The 14,878-nt window shown below is 65.6% G+C and carries 17 protein-coding genes; 8 read left to right on the top strand and 9 right to left on the bottom strand.

Annotated features, from left to right (window positions below; all coding sequences use genetic code 11):
- The first annotated feature begins 88 nt into the window (after window positions 1–88).
- Complete coding sequence (locus NP3_RS33610) at window positions 89–478, top strand: DUF3054 domain-containing protein (protein ID WP_373864802.1); 390 nt, start codon at window positions 89–91, stop codon at window positions 476–478.
- Here the strand turns inward: NP3_RS33610 and NP3_RS33605 are convergent, their stop codons facing one another.
- On the bottom strand, window positions 479–2,158 hold the full coding sequence (locus tag NP3_RS33605) for an NTF2-like N-terminal transpeptidase domain-containing protein (RefSeq protein ID WP_063045772.1): 1,680 nt from the start codon (window positions 2,156–2,158) through the stop codon (window positions 479–481).
- 415 nt (window positions 2,159–2,573) lie between these two features.
- On the opposite strand from NP3_RS33605, the gene abmR reads away from it, so the two are divergent.
- Together abmR and aroQ are read left to right on the top strand one after the other, a co-directional pair.
- On the top strand, window positions 2,574–3,155 hold the full coding sequence (abmR, locus tag NP3_RS33600; protein ID WP_063045771.1) for an ATP-binding transcription factor AbmR: 582 nt from the start codon (window positions 2,574–2,576) through the stop codon (window positions 3,153–3,155).
- Between the two features lie 24 nt (window positions 3,156–3,179).
- A complete protein-coding gene (gene aroQ, locus NP3_RS33595; RefSeq protein WP_063045770.1) occupies window positions 3,180–3,617 on the top strand; it encodes a type II 3-dehydroquinate dehydratase in 438 nt (145 codons plus the stop codon).
- Between the two features lie 53 nt (window positions 3,618–3,670).
- Here aroQ and NP3_RS33590 read toward each other — a convergent pair whose 3' ends face one another.
- The gene (locus tag NP3_RS33590) at window positions 3,671–4,117 is read right to left on the bottom strand and encodes a nitroreductase family deazaflavin-dependent oxidoreductase (protein ID WP_063045769.1); all 447 of its coding nucleotides are present in this window, start codon (window positions 4,115–4,117) and stop codon (window positions 3,671–3,673) included.
- Window positions 4,118–4,706: 589 nt separating this feature from the next.
- On the opposite strand from NP3_RS33590, the gene NP3_RS33585 reads away from it, so the two are divergent.
- Window positions 4,707–5,822 (top strand): glycerate kinase, encoded by a 1,116-nt coding sequence (locus NP3_RS33585; protein WP_063045768.1) that lies wholly within the window; start codon window positions 4,707–4,709, stop codon window positions 5,820–5,822.
- A gap of 4 nt (window positions 5,823–5,826) precedes the next feature.
- Here the strand turns inward: NP3_RS33585 and NP3_RS33580 are convergent, their stop codons facing one another.
- Window positions 5,827–6,177 carry a winged helix-turn-helix transcriptional regulator gene (locus NP3_RS33580; protein WP_063045767.1) on the bottom strand — a complete coding sequence of 117 codons (351 nt, stop codon included), beginning with the start codon at window positions 6,175–6,177 and terminating at the stop codon, window positions 5,827–5,829.
- Window positions 6,178–6,320: 143 nt separating this feature from the next.
- Here NP3_RS33580 and NP3_RS33575 point away from each other — a divergent pair, with 143 nt between their 5' ends.
- The gene (locus tag NP3_RS33575; RefSeq protein ID WP_063045766.1) at window positions 6,321–7,199 is read left to right on the top strand and encodes an NAD(P)-dependent oxidoreductase; all 879 of its coding nucleotides are present in this window, start codon (window positions 6,321–6,323) and stop codon (window positions 7,197–7,199) included.
- Window positions 7,200–7,202: 3 nt separating this feature from the next.
- Here NP3_RS33575 and NP3_RS33570 read toward each other — a convergent pair whose 3' ends face one another.
- Genes NP3_RS33570 through NP3_RS33560 form a run of 3 tightly spaced genes read right to left on the bottom strand, consistent with a single transcriptional unit; the run spans window position 7,203 to window position 9,221 of the window.
- Window positions 7,203–7,457, bottom strand: a complete 255-nt coding sequence (locus NP3_RS33570) for a helix-turn-helix transcriptional regulator (protein ID WP_084509363.1) — start codon at window positions 7,455–7,457, stop codon at window positions 7,203–7,205.
- On the bottom strand, window positions 7,447–8,298 hold the full coding sequence (locus NP3_RS33565; protein WP_063045765.1) for an ABC transporter permease: 852 nt from the start codon (window positions 8,296–8,298) through the stop codon (window positions 7,447–7,449). The genes NP3_RS33570 and NP3_RS33565 overlap by 11 nt, the downstream gene beginning before the upstream one ends.
- The gene (locus NP3_RS33560; RefSeq protein WP_063045778.1) at window positions 8,295–9,221 is read right to left on the bottom strand and encodes an ABC transporter ATP-binding protein; all 927 of its coding nucleotides are present in this window, start codon (window positions 9,219–9,221) and stop codon (window positions 8,295–8,297) included. The genes NP3_RS33565 and NP3_RS33560 overlap by 4 nt, the downstream gene beginning before the upstream one ends.
- A 160-nt stretch (window positions 9,222–9,381) precedes the next feature.
- Here NP3_RS33560 and NP3_RS33555 point away from each other — a divergent pair, with 160 nt between their 5' ends.
- Window positions 9,382–10,176, top strand: coding sequence for an ArsR/SmtB family transcription factor (locus tag NP3_RS33555; RefSeq protein ID WP_063045764.1), 795 nt, complete (start codon window positions 9,382–9,384; stop codon window positions 10,174–10,176).
- A 178-nt stretch (window positions 10,177–10,354) separates the two neighbouring features.
- On the opposite strand, the gene NP3_RS33550 is transcribed toward NP3_RS33555, so the two are convergent.
- Window positions 10,355–10,963, bottom strand: a complete 609-nt coding sequence (locus NP3_RS33550; protein WP_373864801.1) for a TetR/AcrR family transcriptional regulator — start codon at window positions 10,961–10,963, stop codon at window positions 10,355–10,357.
- A 106-nt stretch (window positions 10,964–11,069) separates the two neighbouring features.
- Between NP3_RS33550 and NP3_RS33545 the strand changes: the two genes are divergently transcribed.
- Window positions 11,070–12,110 (top strand): aldo/keto reductase, encoded by a 1,041-nt coding sequence (locus NP3_RS33545; protein WP_063045775.1) that lies wholly within the window; start codon window positions 11,070–11,072, stop codon window positions 12,108–12,110.
- Window positions 12,111–12,145: 35 nt separating this feature from the next.
- Here the strand turns inward: NP3_RS33545 and NP3_RS33540 are convergent, their stop codons facing one another.
- A complete protein-coding gene (locus tag NP3_RS33540) occupies window positions 12,146–13,744 on the bottom strand; it encodes an alpha/beta hydrolase (protein WP_063045774.1) in 1,599 nt (532 codons plus the stop codon).
- Between the two features lie 150 nt (window positions 13,745–13,894).
- Between NP3_RS33540 and NP3_RS33535 the strand changes: the two genes are divergently transcribed.
- Window positions 13,895–14,206 carry a GNAT family N-acetyltransferase gene (locus NP3_RS33535; RefSeq protein WP_063045763.1) on the top strand — a complete coding sequence of 104 codons (312 nt, stop codon included), beginning with the start codon at window positions 13,895–13,897 and terminating at the stop codon, window positions 14,204–14,206.
- 1 nt (window position 14,207) lies between these two features.
- Here the strand turns inward: NP3_RS33535 and NP3_RS33530 are convergent.
- Window positions 14,208–14,878 (bottom strand): lysophospholipid acyltransferase family protein (locus NP3_RS33530; protein WP_063045762.1); only part of this gene is annotated, 671 nt, incomplete at its 5' end.

Genomic DNA, 14,878 nt, shown 5'->3' with positions numbered 1-14,878 from the left:
TCGTAAGACTCGCTCCGTGGTGGTCGGGAATGTGCGCCTGGTGAGACCTGGTGGCTCAGCAGCCGCAGGTGTCGCGTCGCGGCGACGGATGCGGGCAACTACTACGCTGGCCAGCGTGAGAAAACTGGTGCCGTTGGTGGTGGACGCACTGCTGGTGATCTTGTTCTGCGCGATCGGGCGGCGCAGCCATGACGAGGCAGTACTCACCGGACTGCTGAAGACAGTGTGGCCCTTCGCGATCGGGCTGGCGATCGGCTGGGTGCTCGCGGCCGCCGTGGCCAGCCGGGTAAAGGGGCACGTCGACGGAACCGCCCTGTGGCCCGCTGGAGTTCTGGTCTGGCTCGGCACTCTCTGCGGCGGCATGCTGCTGCGCGTGATCAGCGGTCAGGGCACGGCATTCAGTTTCATCATCGTCGCGGCGTGTGTGCTCGCGCTGTTCCTGCTCGGCTGGCGCGCGGCCATCAAGGCCATCAACTGATCACGGTTCCGGATGGGCCAGCGATTGGAACAACCTGGCCGCCATCCGCGCGGTCGCGTCGCCGCTGTCGGCGTCATTGATGTGAATCGCGAGGGCCAGATCCCCGGCATTCACGATGAGCCAACCGTCATGGCCCGCGGTTGCCATGAAACCGATGACATCGCGGTAGGGCCGCAGCGGCGCGAACTCCGGTCGGCCCGCGCCGTCGCGCAACATCGCGCGCAGCCGATCGGTGAGTTCCGGTGACATCTCGGGGACCTGCGCGTCCGTGGCGCTCGGGTGTCCGGCCTCGATCATCGGCGGCGGCACCTGCCCGCGCGCGATCGCGGCCGCGGCGATCGCCATGCCGAATGGGCTGGCCAGCACCGCATCCGTACCACCACCCTGGCGCACCTGCTCGGCACTGCGGCCCGCGATCGCGACCCGGCCCGTCACCTCGTCCAGTCCCGGCACCTTGTAGTCGACGCCGACGCCGAGATTCGGCGCGGATTCGGCCGCATCCTGCACCGAGATATCCTGTGGCGCCTTGTTCTTCAGCACCGAGGCGACATTGCGGAAAAGATCGATATTGGTGCCGACCGGATACAGCCCGGTGAACGCGACCGAACCGTGCTCACTGGCCTGCGTATTCTGCGCCACCGCCACGACCGCGCCGCTGGACGGCTGGATCGCCACGATCGAGGCGGGCGTCCCGACGCTCACCACCGCGTCCTCGGCGGCGCGCTGCAGGCGCTGATCCATGGTGGCCGCGATATCCGGTCCGGGCGGGCCCTGGTAACCGGCGATCTGGCCGACGAAACGTCCATCCTGTTCGAAAATCTGCACGCCCCAACCGGAGTGCAGATCCTGGCTGTCCTGCCACACCTTGCGCAGCGCGTCCAGCATCGGCGACCAGGTCCGGCGGTCGGCGGAGATCAGCCGCGGCTGCTTCTCCGTGACGACACCGGGCACCCGGGCCAGCGCGGATTCCAGGATCGCGAAATCGGGTTCACGCAGATTCACCGCGATGATCGGCTTGCCCTGCGAAGTCGACAGCTGCTGCATCAGCGACGGTCCGGTGATCAGCGGGGCGACCGGTTCGATGGCCTTGGCCAGCGCATCGGTCGAGGCCACCGGATCGGTCGTCTTGGCGGGATCGAGTTTGACCACATTGATGACCTGCTCGGTCATCAGCGCGTCGCCGACGATGTCCTTGACCCGCGGCGGCGGGTTCGGCACGGTGCGCACGAGCCGGACCGTGCGGTTGTGGTCCAGCTGCGGCATGACGACGGCGGGATCCCAGGAGATGCGCCAGCCGATCGCCAACTTCCGCACGTTGCCCTGCAGGCTGTATTTCCAGGTCTTGTTCTCGCCGAAGTTCCAGGCGACATCCATGCTGAACAGGCCCGCCTCGCGGTCCAGGTCGATGAACTGGGTTTTCTGGTAGTCGACCTTGCCCGGCTGCAATCCGGCGAACATCTGTTTCAGTGTTGCGGATGCGGCCGTGGGATAAGAGGTGAGCTCCGCGGCCTTGGCGTAGTTCTGCTCGTCGAGCAGTTGGGTGAAGCGATCAACGACGTACTCGGCCTCATTGCGCTTCGCATCCGAACCACAAGCCCCAATTGCGATAGCCAGCGCCACCACCCCCGAGAGTGCGATTGCGCCCCGGACGCGATAGCGGCGGGATCCCCACACATCCATGTCGCCCACTCTTTACTCTTGTCACTCCAGTAACAAGACCACCGTACCTGAAATTAGCTGCCCACCGTGCCGCACCGGCCGGACGTTACCCATGCTCAGTATCTCCGATTGTTCCCGAAGCCCGTGCTTCGGCTGGTCGATCATGGACGTTCCCCGGTCCCGTTGCGACACCCGGCGCCGCAACCGTACCGGCCGGAACACGAACTTGTCAGAAAACGGCCCACGTCGGCGTTTCGGCGGCCCGCGTCCGCGTTTCGATCGCGCAGGGCCTCGTTGACCAGCACACACCTTAATCTGGCGTACCCGCACGGCCGGTGGCCGAAACCGTTCGCACAGAGCGGAACCACGCGCGCTCTTTGCGACGTAATCTTGTAATCAATGAAATATAGGCACCACAGTAAGTAGGTGAATCCCAATGAGGCACGAGCATCGGGGACGAGGCTTCGGACGACCGGGCGGCTGGCAGCAGGCCGATCTACCGGATCCCGCGGACGCCCCGGACTGGTTCGCCGGAAGGTTGCCAAGCGACTGGTTCGCCGGGCAGCCCGTCATCGAAATCGACCGGGACGAGATCGTGGTTATCGGTGAGCTCCCGGCCCCGGTATCGGAAAAGGAAGACACTCCCGCCGAGGAGGTCCCGGCCGCGACGAAGGAGGGCGCGGTCGCCCGCTTCCGCGAGACCACCCGCCCGGCCCGCATGCAGATCGCGAACGAGGCCCAGCGCCGTTACGGACGCAGCGTCGCGTGGGGCGTCTCGGTAGACGGCGAACGAATTATGTTCACGCACTTGGCGGTTCCAGTGATGACACGACTGCGGCAGCCGGAGCGCAAGGTACTCGACACGCTGGTCGATTCCGGTGTGGCGCGCTCGCGCGCGGACGCGCTGGCGTGGACGGTGAAGTTGGCGGGCAAACATGCCGAGGCCTGGCTCGAGGAGTTGCGCACCGCCATGCGGAAGGTGGACGACCTGCGGTCGGAAGGTCCGCAGGGACTCTGAAAAGGGCGGGCTAGTGTCTAAGCCATGTCGACACCTGGCCCGATCCTGGTTCTCAACGGCCCGAACCTCAATATGCTCGGCACCCGCCAGCCGGAGGTCTACGGGTCGGCCACGCTCGATGATGTCGTCCAATTGTGCCGACAAACCGCCGCCCGGTACGGCCGCGAGGTCGATGCGTTCCAGTCGAATTCCGAAGGAGCGCTGATCGATCGGATCCACCGGGCGCGCGGCGTCGAGTCCGGGATTGTCATCAATCCCGGTGGGCTCACGCACACTTCGGTCGCACTGCGTGATGCGCTGGTGATTCCGGAACTCCCGATCGTCGAGGTGCACATCAGCAATGTGCATGCACGCGAGGAGTTCCGGCATCACTCCTACATCTCCCCCATCGCCACCGCGGTGGTGGCGGGGATGGGGATTCAGGGTTATGCCGCGGCCATCGAATTCCTGATCCACCGCTAGCGACTGCTTGCAGGTCGCTCGAAAGGGTCGGCTGACCGGATCGGCTTGTCACACTAGGCGAGTCGGAAGACCGGAAAGCCCGGGGCGATCTCGGCCAATTCCGCATCGGTGGCGTCCTTGGTGACACCCTCGAAGAATTTGCCGACCTCCCAGCCCCACTTCTGCAGGTAGAGGCGCAGCAGCGGCACCTTGTCCGCGTCGGCCACTTCGGTCGCGGTGAACACCTCGACCTTGCGGCCCAGCCGCAGTTCACCATCGCCAGCGACGCGCAGGTTCCGCACCCACTGGGTGTGGCCGCGCGGCGCGACCAGGTAGCGCGTGCCATCGGTATCGGTCATCAGATTGACCATGGTGGTGCGCCATTCGCCACTCTTGCGTCCGCGCACAGCCAACAGCCGCGACCCCATGACGCTGATGCCGAGGCGAGGCAGCCAGTTGGCAATCTTGTTCATGATCGGGTCCATGCCGGTCGGGGCGAGGTAGCGGGTGCTGGCGTTCATTTCCTACTCCTTTGTGAGCACTGCTCTCTGTTGAGATCAGTGTTCCACACGAAATCTCATCAAGTCAAGAGCACTGCTCTCCTTTTATTTGGGCGTCTAAAGGCGATCAGCCACACACTCGTGATCACAACGGAACCACCGAACCCGCGTGAACGATCGTGTACGGACAATCACGCCGATAGCCCCCCGGTTCGTCATTCCGGAGGCCGTCCGCGTCGTTTTTCGAGCGCCACCCCGATCAGCTTTCGCGCCGCTTCGCCCGTGACTGACCGCCGAGCAAGGGTGTCGAACGCCCGTCCGTATATGTAGGCCCCGGTTTTTCGCCGGGGCCTACCGTCGTTCGGGCGCATTCTGAGTGAGGATCTTTGCCGTCCTGTCCGTGACCCACCTTCCTGCGCGACCGGGAACCGAAGTCAACATGCCCATTTGCCGAGCCCGCGCGAGGTGCTGAAGGACCGCACTCCGGAGACCGACCGATCATGTCCCTTAGCGCGCCCGAGACGAATGGAGTCAGTGCCGAAGCGCCGCCGGACCCGACTACCGCACTCCCCGACGTGCGCCCTCCGGAACCACCGCCGAGAATGTGCAGATGACATCCGCGCCCCGGGTGGTGCTCGCCCCGGACAAATTCAAGGGCTCGCTGACCGCCCCCGAGGTCGCGGCCGCCCTGGCCGCGGGCATCACGCGCGCCGTGCCGGAGGTCGAGCTCCGGCAGGTGCCGGTCGCGGACGGCGGCGACGGCACCGTCGACGCATTCGTGGCCGCGGGCTGGGAGCGGATCGAGGTCGATGCGCCCGGACCAACCGGCGCACCCGATACCGCCGCCTATGCGGTACACGGAACCACGGCCGTGATCGAATTGGCCGCGGCGGTCGGACTGACGAAACTACCAGGGGGACAACGTGATCCACTCGGCGCGGATACCTACGGACTCGGTGTCGTCATCGCTCATGCGCTGGATCGAGGGGTAACCGATATCGTCCTCGGCTTGGGCGGCAGCGCCTCCACCGATGGCGGGGCGGGCATGCTGCAGGCTCTCGGTGCCCGGATCCTGGATGCCGATGACGCTGAATTATCCACAGGCGGAGCGGCTTTGGCGCATGCCGCGCGACTGGATCGCACCGGATTGCATCCACGGACCGCGACCGCGACCTTCACCCTGGCCTGCGATGTGGACAACCCACTACTCGGCCCAACCGGCGCGGTCGCCGTCTATGCGCCGCAAAAGGGTGCGACACCGTCGGATCTGTCGATTCTCGAAGCGGCACTGACGAATTGGGCCACCGTCGTCGCACCGGAATTCGCGGAGGCGCCAGGTGCGGGTGCGGCGGGCGGCACCGGATTCGGCGCACTCGCAGTGCTCGGCGCGCAGGTCCGCAGCGGCATCGAGGTCGTACTCGAACTCCTCGATTTCCCAACACTTCTCGATGGAGCCACCCTGGTCGTCACCGGCGAGGGGGCCCTCGATACCCAGAGCCTGCACGGCAAGGCGCCCATCGGTGTCTGCGAGGCGGCGCGCAAGGCGGGCGTCCCGGTGGTTGCCGCCGTCGGCCGAACGCATTTGACGCGCGATGAGATCCGAGCGGCAGGCTTCACCGCCTGCTATGCCCTGGCCGATCTGGAACCGGACCCCGCCCGCTCGATCGCCGATGCGGCACAGCTCCTCGCTCGCGTCGGCGAACGAATAGGCGCCGACAACCTGTGAACGTCTAGCCCGCCGCGGCAAGCAGATTGCCGAGCAGTTCGTCGCGGTGCTTATCGCCCCAGGCTTCGAGCGGGCGCAGGGCGATTTCGAGTTCTTCGCCCAGCGGCGTGAGCGAGTATTCGACGCGCGGCGGGACTTCGGGGAAGACCTCGCGGTGCACCACACCGCTGGCCTCCAGGTGCCGCAGATTTTCCGCGAGCACCTTCTCGCTGACGCCGGTGAGCAGCTTGCGTATCCGACCGAAGCGCTGTGGACCCGCGGCGAGTACCCACATCAGGTGCAGCTTCCATTTGCCGCCGACGACGTCGATCGCCACCGACATGCCGCACACGTCGTGATCCGCATCACTGCTCATGCCCACCGCACTCCTTCTGACCTGAATTCGAACCTCGAGGTAAGCAACCACACCTGAACGTTCGGTCTTCCCGACGCTACCTGCGACAACGACCATGGAACTCGGCGCCGACACAATCGAAACGAGAACCGAAGGGACACAATATGTCCGAGCAGAACACCGCTGGCTCCGTCTCCGTGGTCGGCCTCGGTCCGATGGGCCAGGCCATGGTCCGGGCCTTTCTGGACGCCGGTATCGAGGTGACGGTCTGGAATCGCAGTACCGAAAAGGTCGACGCCATGGTCGAACTCGGCGCGAAGCGGGCCGCGACGGTCGCCGAAGCGTTGGACGCCAATGCCGTGACCGTGCTCAGCCTCACCCACTACGCCGCCATGTACGACGTATTGGGCCAGGCCACCGACCATTTGCCGGGCAAGGTGATCGCCAATCTGTCCTCGGATTCACCGGAGAAGGCGCGCAAGGGTGCCGAGTGGGTGCGTTCGCACGGGGCGGAATTCATTTCCGGCGGCGTCATGTCTGCGGGCGACAATATCGCTCATCCGTCATCGTTCATCTTCTACAGCGGTCCGAAAGAGGTCTTCGACGCGCACGCCGAACTGCTGCGACCGCTGAGCCCGCAGGAATACCTCGGTGCGGATGACGGTCTCGCGCAGGTCTTCTACCAGGCCGGTTTGATCATTTTCCATCCCTGGATGCTCGCGTTCGATCAGGCGCTCGCGGTGATCGAGAAGTCCGGCCACAGCATCGACCAGTTCGTGCCCTTCGCGCTGCGCGCGACCGGCGCGTACCCGTATTTCATCGAGGATTTCGCGGCCGCCGCGAAGGCGGGTGGCTGGGGCACCCTGGCGAGTCTGAAGATGATGGATGCCGGGGCGCAGCACATCATCGATGCCAGCGCGGAGGTCGGTGTCGACGCGACGCTGTCGCACGCGGCGCAGGGCCTGTGGCGGCGCGCGATCGCGGCCAGCGAGGAGGCGGGGCAGCCGGTTCCGGTGTATCAGCTGTTCGCCGGGCGGCGGTAAGTCTCAGTCCCCGGCGGCACGCGCCGAATCGACGGAGCCGAGGCGCGGGAACGGGGTGGTCGAGAAGATCACCTCCACCGCGACCTCGAAATACGCCGCGATCCGCAACGCCAGATGCAGGCTCGGGCTGTATTCGCCGCGTTCGAGGTAACCGATCGTCTGATAGTGCACGCCGAGCGCTTCGGCAAGCTCCCGCCGGGAGATGCCGCGCTCGGCCCGCAACATGGCGATGCGGTTGTAGATGACCTCAGTAGGCACGCTGAATCGCCTTCTCGCGGCGCGCCGCCACGTTCGACCCGGACTCGCGACGTGCCATCCTACGCAGCACGATCGGCGCGAGCAGCAGCCCCGCAACCGCCCAGACACCCAGCACGGCAATGGTTTCCAGATGCCGCCAGGACTGGCCGAGCTCGATGGCGACCGCATCGCCCGGCAGCATCGTCGAACGCATGCCGAGCCCGACCCAGTAGACGGGGAACACCTGCGCGACGCCCTGCAGCCAGCCGGGCATCGAGGTGATCGGGTAGAAGACGCCGGAGATCGCCACGATGCCCATGATCGGCAGCGAGACGAAGCCGATATTGCGCGGATTGCTGAACAGCGATCCGAGCACCGCGCCGATCGGCATGGTCGCGAGCATGCCGATCGCGACGACGCCGATCAGACCCAGCCAGGAACCGATGCTGCCCATTGCCGTGCCATCGACCAGGAACAGCCCTGGAATCAGCACGATCAGGAAAGGGATGACCACCCAGCCCGCGGTCGTGACGATCTTGCCGATCAGGTAGCCGACCATGCCGTTCGGAGTTGCCTTGGCGCGCAACAGTGTTCCGTCTTCGCGTTCCAGGGTCAGCATCTGGGCAATGCCGAACATGCCGTTGAAGGCGACGAGCATGCCGAGGATGCTCGGCAGGGCCAGTGAACCGAGTGCGAAGCCGCTCGCCTCGAAGGTCGCGTCGCGCATGAAGAACAGCACGATGACCATGGCGACCGGCCAGAAGAGCATGCCCCACAGGTCCTGCACATTAGTGAGCGATTGCCGTATTTCGATCAGTCCGCGCCGGGTTCCGGCCCGCACGGCGGCATCGATCGGATTCATCGCGCGACCTCCTCGAGGGAATGGACCTCGGTTTCGAGCCGGCCGGACTCGTACTGCCGCACCAGCGCCATATATGTGTCCTCCAGCGAGGCGCGGCGCACCTCGAGCTCGCCGATCTCGTCGCCGTGCTGCTTGAACAGTTCGTAGACGAATTCGGTCGACTCCGCGGTGGTGTGCACGAACCGTTGTCCATCGTGGGTCCAACGGATTTCGGCCTCGCCCGCGATGCGGCGCGACAGTTCGTCGGCCGAGCCGTCGGCGATGATCCGGCCACCGGCCAGGATCATGATGCGGTCGGCGAGCTTCTCGGCCTCGTCGAGATCGTGGGTGGTGAGCAGGATGGTGGTCCGGTCGTCGGCGAGCTGATGGACCAGATCATGGAATTCGCGGCGGGCCCGCGGGTCGAAGCCCGCGGTCGGTTCGTCGAGGAACAGCAGTTCAGGGCGGCCGACAATGCCGATCGCGACATCCATGCGACGTCGCTGACCGCCGGACAGCGATCCGATCTTGCTGTCGGCCTGCTCGGTCAGTCCGACGGCGGCAATGAGTTCGTCTGTGTCCCAAGGCCGGTGGATCTTATCCGTGCCGTACGGCGCGTAATAGGCGCCCAGGTGTGAAAGCAGCTCGCGCACACGCCATTTGGCATGGTCACGCCACGACTGCAGGACGACACCCAGTCGCGCCTGCCAGGCTTCGTTCCCGTGCGCCGGATCCATGCCGAGCACCTCGACACGGCCCGCGGAGCGCATGCGGAAGCCCTCCAGAATTTCGATGGTCGTGGTCTTGCCCGCGCCGTTCGGACCGAGGAGCACCAGCACTTCGCCCGGCCGGGCCTGGAATGTCACGTCGTGCAGGACGTCGGTCGTGCCGTATCGCATCCGCAATTTTTCGACGTCGAGCGCGACGCCGTCACCCATGGTCATCTCATCCTCCCGTTGTGAGATCGGGATGATTCGTAGCATATCTACTACATTGCACCACGACAATGCTATTTCTTGCCTACCTCACGGTTGACATGCAGCCAAATGGCTGCCTATCGTGTGAATGTGCAGCCGAAAGGCTGCATATCACGAGGGAGATGGCATGGACGAGGTTTTCCGAGCGCTCGCCGACCCGAGCCGCAGAAGGCTGCTCGACAGCCTCAACGCGCGCAATGGCCAAACCCTGCGCGAACTGTGCGCCGAACTGGATATGGCCCGCCAATCGGTGAGCAAGCACCTCGCGGTCCTCGAGTCCGCCAACTTGATCACCACTCGTCGCAGCGGCCGCGAAAAGCTGCACTACCTCAATTCCGAACCCATCAACGCCATCGCCGACCGCTGGATCACCCGCTACCACCGCGCCCGCGTCCACGCGCTGGCCGACCTGAAACAAGCATTGGAGGCAAACACCATGAGTGACAACACATTCGTCTACACCACCTACATAAAGACGACGCCGGAGCGACTCTGGCAAGCCCTTACCGACCCAGCCTTCACCAACCGCTACTGGGGCGCGAGCTTCGACACCGATTGGCAGCCCCGCTCGGAAATGGTGTGGCACCAACGGGATTGGACCAGCAAGGATCCGGAACAGGTTGTCCTGGAGGCAGATCCCTACACCCGGCTCTCCTACACCTGGCACACCTTCGACCCCGCCTTCGCCACCACCTTCGAAATGAACCCGGAAGACGTGGCGGCCTGGGCGCGCGAGCCCCGCTCGAAGGTGACGTTCGAAATCGAACCCCATGGCGAAACCGTGAAATTGACTGTCATCCACGACGGTTTCGAGCCCGGCAGCGCGGTCCTGGCCGGAATCAGCGGTGGTTGGCCGAGCATCTTGTCCAGCCTCAAGACCCTGCTGGAGACGGGCGAGTCCCTGCCGGAACCGGTGGCGTAGCTCTGAACAGGCGCCTCCGGCGCAGAGGGAGCTCGGCTGGACCTCGACAGCTCGAGGGCACCGTATCCACAGGCGATCGCCGCAGCCGTACAACGACGGATCGCATGAGCTCGCAGCACTGTGCGCGGCTTCGGGGGTAGGTCGTCGGATCCGGCGCGAAGGCGCTACGCGGAACTCTTTACTGGCGGCGCAGGCCTGCGATGAGGAGGTCGACCATGCGGCGGGCGTTGTAGCGGGGCGTATTGCCTTCGCCGATGCAGAGGTTGCCGACGGCGCGGAGGAGTTCGTAGGGGTCCAGGTCGGGGCGGATCTCGTCTGCTGCGGTGGCGGCGTCGAGGAGTTGGGCGCATACCGGGACCAGGCGGTCGAGGAAGTAGGTGTGCAGCGTCTCGAAGGCGGGATCGCCGGACTGTAGCGCCTCGGCGAGGCCGTGCTTGGTGACCAGGAAGTCGACGAAGAGGTTGATCCACTGGCCCAGCGCGGCATGCGGGGTGTCGCTGCTCGCCAGCAGTGCCGAACCGGCCTCGGCGCATGCCTCGACTTGGTGTCGGTACACGGCGACGATGAGATCGGCTCGCGTCGGGAAGTGGCGGTAGATCGTGCCGATGCCGACACCCGCCTGCGCGGCGATATCGCGTACGGGCACATCGACGCCGGACTCGACGAAAGCCGCGGCGGCCGCGTCCAGCAGTGTCTTCTTGTTACGCAGGGCGTCGGCCCGTTTTCGCGGGACTGACGGCCCCGATCCGCTGTCGATGTCAACCACCTCCGGCACAGCGCTTGTCAAACGGAACATCGTTCCGTATGTTGGTTTCGGAACAAGGTTCCGTTTGTTCAGGATGACAGAACAGCCGTTCCGAAACCAATTCATGCCTCTCATGGAGGAACATCTCATGCAGTACCGCACTTTGGGCCGCACCGGTGTGCAGGTCAGCACCCTCGCGCTCGGCGCGATGAACTTCGGCCGGATCGGGCGCACCACCCAGGACGAGGCCACCGCGATGGTCGATGCCGCCTTGGCGGCCGGGATCAACCTCATCGACACGGCCGATAGGTACAGCGACGGCGAGTCGGAGGAGATGGTCGGCAAGGCCATCGCCGAGCGCCGCGACGACATCGTGCTGGCCACGAAGGCGAGCATGCCGATGGGTGCGGAGCGCAACCATCAGGGCGGCTCACGCCGCTGGTTGGTCACCGAGTTGGACAACAGCCTGCGTCGGCTGGGCGTCGACCACGTCGATCTGTACCAGATTCATCGATGGGACCCGAACACCAGCGACGAGGAGACGCTGTCGGCCCTGACCGACCTGCAGCGCGCCGGAAAGATTCGCTACTTCGGTTCGTCGACATTTCCCGCGTACCGAATCGTGCAGGCCCAGTGGGCCGCTCGCGAAAACCACCTGCGCCCTTACGTCACCGAACAGCCCGGCTACTCGATCCTGCAGCGCGGCATCGAATCCCACGTGCTGCCGGTGACCGAGCAGTACGGACTCGGCGTGCTGGTGTGGAGCCCGCTGGCTTCGGGTTGGCTCTCGGGTGCGATCCGCGCGGGTCGAGACATCACCACCAGCCGCTCGAAATTCATGCCGCAACGCTTCGACACCACCATCCCGATCAACCGGGCAAAACTGGATGCCGTCGAGCAGCTGGCCAAGGTCGCCGACCAGGCCGGGTTGACAATGATCCAGCTCGCCCTCGGTTTCGTGACCGCGCACCCCGGCGTCACCAGCGCCATCATCGGGCCACGCACGATAGACCACTTGCATTCGCAACTCGCCGCCGCCGACACCGTGCTCTCCGACGACGTGCTCGATGCGATCGACGCGATCGTCGCGCCCGGCGTCGACCTCGCCCCGGACGAGAAGCACGACACACCACCCGCCCTGCTCCACACGGCACTACGACGTCGTCCATCGCCGGTAGGTGACCGGTAGCCATGCCCCACATAGCCTGGCCCAGGAATCATGACCTACTGCAACGGCGCCTGGTCGGCGTGGTCGATGGTGACCTGGCCGGTACGCAGATACGTCATCACGGCGTCGTCGACGGCGGTGTTGCCGCGGCCGAATGCGCCGTGGTCGCCGCCCTCGACCGTGATCAGCGATCCGCCGAGCGCCTGCGCCATGGCCGGGCCGCCCGCGTATGCGGTCAGCGCATCCCAGCGGCTCTGTAGCAGTAGCGGGCGGGTGTGCAGATCCTTTCCGGTGATCGGCACCGGCTTGGTCACCGGTTTCCAACTGCCGCAGGCGGTTCCGGAGCGGACCAGATCGGCGCGGGCGTCCATGGCATTGCCCCCGGTGGCGATGGTGGCGATGGCCGAGCCGATCAGCTCGGAGCGGCCGGGCACATTGTTCTCGTTGCAGGTGATGGCCGAGAAGACGAAGCGACCGGTGGGATCGGTGCTGGTCGCGCCCTCGATGGCGAGTAGCTGGCGGACGTTCTTCGGATCGATATTGGCGTCGGCCATCGCCCTGGCGAAGGTCGGCCAGAACGTGCGGGTGTAGGTGGCGACCGCGGTCGCACCGACCAGCGGCACCTGCGCGGACGCGCCGCCGGTGACCAGCAGGCGCACCAGGTTCTGCACCTTGCCCGCCTGTTCCACACTGTCGTTGAAACCGTCGCGGGCGATTTCGGCGAGCGGTTCGGGCAGTGCGCCGGGCAGGTCGGCGACGCTCGCGGGTGGCGGGGTCAGGTTGGCGTACCAGCCGCCGCCCTGGTCGGCGACCAGCCGCACCCAGTTCTGGTAGACCTGCAATGCGGTATCACCGAGCCCGTAGTCGCCGCTGTGGTCGGCGATCCAGGCGAACAGATCGTCGAGTCGCTGCTTACCGGCGACCTGCTGCTGAGCGAATTCCTCGGTCCACACCCAGTCGGGATTGACGTTGGAGTCCAACACCATTCGATCCACCCGGGTCGGGAACAACGACGCGTACACCGCGCCGAGATAGGTGCCATACGACGTACCGAGGTAACTGATCCGATCCACGCCGAGCGCGGCGCGCACCTCGTCCAGATCACGGGCGGTGCTCTCGGTGGTGATGGTGTCGAGGTAGCCGGGCAACGCCGCGTCGCAGGCCTTCTTGATATCGTCGCGGTTGCCACCGCCCAGCGAAACTTGTTCGCCCTCAGCCAATTTCGATGCCGCACTGATGGTCTGGGAATCGCAGCGCAGCGGGGTGGCCCAGCGCAGTCCGCGCGGCTGCACCGCGATGCGATCGTAATGCTCGGTGAGTTCGCCAGGCATCGAATCGATCCGGCGAGCCCAGTAGTCGAGGGCATCCGCGCCCGGTCCGCCCGGATTCGCGGCAATGACGCCGCGACGCTCGCCGGTGGCCGCGATCCGGCTGACGGTGAGTTCGATACGCGCGCCGCCGGGGTCGGCGTAATTCATCGGGACGGAGATCACCGCGCACTGCACACCGCGCCCCTCGGTGACCGACGAGTCCGGGCAGGCGCCGAAGGATGCCGCGGGTGCGGCCTCGGCCCAACCCGTCACGATCGATCCGCTGATCAGGCTCGCGGCCGCGACAGCGACCAGCGCTCGTGGAAAACCTGGCGTCCTCATCATGTTTCGTACCTCCGCCGGGCCCATCGCTGATTCGGCGCGACCATAGGCATTCTGGTCACCCTGGCACCGGTAGACAAGTCGAGCGGGCGATCGGATGCGATTGGTATTGCGGTGCACAGCCATCCACACCCACCGGAGTAGCGTCGAGCCATGTCGACTGAGGTCCGCAACAACTTCGCGCTGGAACGCTTCGAGATCTACGTCGACGGCGCCATCGCTGGCTACGCCGAATATCAGGACACCGGTGCCGAGCGGGCCTTCATACACACCGAGTTCGATCCAAGGCACGCGGGCCGGGATTACGGCCGGGTGCTGGTGCAGGCGGCATTGAACGCCTCACGTCAGGAAGGTTTCGGCATTCTGCCGATGTGTCCGCTGGTGCGGCGGTTCGTCCAAACGGAACCGGAGTACATCGCGACGGTTCCGCAGTGGGCACGCCAGAAGTTCGGCCTGCCCCTGTAGATCAGTACGCGGCGACAGCTCCGTCGAGCGCCTGCTGCAGATCCGTGCGCACCAGCCGGGCGATCTCCGCGGGTTTGGTCGGCAGCTCGGTGATCGGCACTCCGAAATGGAAGCTGGCCGACTTGGCCTCCTCCTTGGTGACCGGCACGCTCGGATCGGGTCGCGGCCCATAGCTCAAACCCAGGCTGAGCAGCACCGGCTGCGCACCCAACTTCATCGCACGGAATGCGATGTGGCCGATCCCGCTGCCCACCGGCTGCACCTCGGTGTGGTCGACATCGTTACAGGTGCCCTCCGGAAAGACCGCGATGCCGTCACCGTTCACCATCCGCTCCGCGCAGATATCCATCATCCGCTGACCGGCCGCGTTCACCGCCCGCAGGCCGTGGTCCCTACCGCGGAATACCGGGATCCCGCCCATCATGTCGATCTTGCGACGCTGGTCGGGGTCGAGGAACAGTTCGTCCTTGGCCAGCACCCGAACCCGCCCGATCACCGAACGCAATTCGCTGCGCCAAGCCGCGGCGGCGACGGTGTACGGGTCGGATTCGGAGAGGTGGTCGATCGCGACGAGCAACGGCCTGCGCTGGCGAATCACCTGGTGCAGCAGCTTTTGCGCACCCTCGGCATAGGTGACGCGCGGATGGTATCGACGTCCGAGAATGGCGTAGG

The sequence above is a fragment of the Nocardia pseudovaccinii NBRC 100343 genome (genome assembly GCF_001613225.1).
Lineage (GTDB): Bacteria > Actinomycetota > Actinomycetes > Mycobacteriales > Mycobacteriaceae > Nocardia > Nocardia pseudovaccinii.
This window is presented reverse-complemented; position numbering and strand designations above follow the sequence as displayed.